The organism is Herpetosiphonaceae bacterium (genome assembly GCA_036374795.1).
GTDB lineage: Bacteria > Chloroflexota > Chloroflexia > Chloroflexales > Kallotenuaceae > LB3-1.
Genome location: DASUTC010000154.1, coordinates 1 through 2,197, shown reverse-complemented (window position 1 = coordinate 2,197; position 2,197 = coordinate 1). Strand labels below are relative to the sequence as shown.

Here is a 2,197-nt window from a genome sequence, read left to right as displayed (position 1 = left end):
CTGGTTGTTGCGCTACAGCGCGTGCAATCCGAGGCGTGAGATATTCTAATAACTTGACCTGCTCAAGCGGAGAAAGCTGATCAACTAATTGCTGCACCTGCTCAAGCGTTGCCGAAGCCATACCATCCTCCAATACCACTTTCGCAGGTATTGTAGCAGCTATCGCCTCCGCTGCACAGCCAAGGAAGCTATCGAGCTGGATGCCACACAAACGCCCGCCGTCGTGTGACGGCGGGCGGCGCTCGTTGGTGCTCGGCTACTCCTCGATCGGCAGCGTCTTTCTGCGGCGGCGGAGCAGGCCGGGCCGCTTGGGCTTTTCCTCGTTGTAGTTGCGCAGCGTGCTCAGGTCCTCGATGCGCTCGGTGAACAGGATACCGTCGAGATGATCGATCTCGTGCTGCACCATGCGCCCAACCTTATAGCCTTTGGCGTCGGCTTTCTTGATGCGATACTCTTTGCCGCTGACATCCTGGTACTTGATCGTCACCCAGTCGGGGCGCGGGATCTCGCCGTACCAGCCGGGCAGTGACAGGCAGCCTTCCAGCATTGTGTAGCGCTCCTCGCCCGCCTCGACGATCTCAGGATTGACCATCACAAAGAGCCTGGCGGGCTCGACCTCGACCATCGTGCCGTCCTCGTGCTCCTCCTCGATCGCCGGCTGCTCGATCACTACCACGCGGCGCAGCACGCCAATCTGGGGCGCGGCCAGACCAACGCCGTTATGCTCGCGCATGGTTTCGATCATATCCTGCACCAGCGCCTGGAGTGCCTTGTCAAATTGTCTGACACGCACCGACTTCGACTTAAGGATTTTCTTCTCTTCTGGATTATCTATTCTGAGAACTTGCCGGATCGACATACGAACCTCGTGCTGTACAAATTTCAGGGGCGCTGCACACCAATGGTGACAGGATCTGCCGGGAATTATAACATGCTGCCGGGGTCAATATCGACGATCCAGCCGGGCAACGTGCCCAATTCGTCGAGGATCGGATGCACATCGGGGGCGCGCACCAGCACATGCCAGCGAAACCGCCCGCGTACCCGCTCCATGAACGCGGGCGCAGGCCCGATCACCGCCGTATCGACCAGGCTCAGCCGCTCGATCGCCGCGTGAATTCGCTCGGCCAGCTCCTCGGCGGCGGCCTGCACGCTCGTCGCATTGGTTCCGCTGGTGACAAAGCGCACGAGCTGCGCGAAGGGCGGATAGTGCGCCTCACTCCGAAAGGCGATCTCCTCGCGAAAGAAGCTGCGATAGTCGTGGGCGGCGGCGGCGCGCAGCGCGTAGTGCTCAGGCGTGTAGCTCTGGATGATCACCTGACCGCCGAGATCGCGCCGTCCGGCGCGGCCCGCCACCTGGGCCATAAGCTGAAACGCGCGCTCGCCCGCCCGGAAATCCGGCATGTGCAGGCCGGTATCCGCCGAGACAACGCCCACCAGCGTCACCAGCGGCAGATCCAGGCCCTTGGCGATCATCTGCGTGCCGACGACGACATCGGCCTCGTGGTTCAGAAACATCTGAAGCAGCCGATCGTGCGCGCCTTTGCGTCCCGTCACATCGCGATCCCAGCGCAGCACGCGCGCCTCAGGAAAGAGCGTCTCCACCTCGACGACCACCCGCTGCGTCCCGACGCCGAAATGCCGGATGCGCGCGCTCCAGCACTGCGGACACACGCCCGGCGCGAGCTCTCGATGGCCGCAGGTATGGCAGCGCAGCAGATCGAAGCCGTCGGTCGCCCCCGGCTGCGCGTCGTCGCCCACCCGATGCACCGTCAGCGGCCCTGAGCAGCGCGGACACCCGACCACATAGCCACAGTCGCGGCACATCACGAACGCCGCCGTGCCGCGCCGGTTGAGAAAGAGCAACGCCTGCTGCCGCTGTGCTAGCACCTGCGCGAGCGCCCGCCGCAGCGATCGGCTGAAGATCGAGCGATTGCCCTGCTGAAGCTCCACGCGCATATCGACGATCTGGACCGGCGGCAGCGGGATCGCCTGTGCGACGAAGCTGCCCGCCTTGCGCGCCACGCGCTCCGGCAGCTCAAGCAGCGTGTACGCGCCGTCTCGCGCGCGCTGGTAGCTTTCGATCGACGGCGTGGCGCTGCCCAGCACCACCACGCTCTGCGTCAGCGCCGCAAGCTCAAGCGCCACGTCGCGCGCGTGGTAGCGCACGCCCTCCTCGTGCTTGTATGAGGGCTCA

The 2,197-nt window shown here is 64.1% G+C and carries 2 protein-coding genes; both read right to left on the bottom strand.

What is annotated here, in order from left to right; all coding sequences use genetic code 11:
* Positions 1-256: 256 nt before the first annotated feature.
* Positions 257-859 (bottom strand): peptide deformylase, encoded by a 603-nt coding sequence (def, locus tag VFZ66_10530; protein ID HEX6289617.1) that lies wholly within the window; start codon positions 857-859, stop codon positions 257-259.
* 65 nt (positions 860-924) lie between these two features.
* On the bottom strand, positions 925-2,197 hold a 1,273-nt coding region (priA, locus tag VFZ66_10525; GenBank protein ID HEX6289616.1), incomplete at its 5' end, for a primosomal protein N'.

Excerpts from the sequence above, each read along its gene's own strand:
- def (HEX6289617.1), bottom strand. The coding sequence starts at position 859 with ATGTCGATCCGGCAAGTTCTCAGAATAGATAATCCAGAAGAGAAGAAA.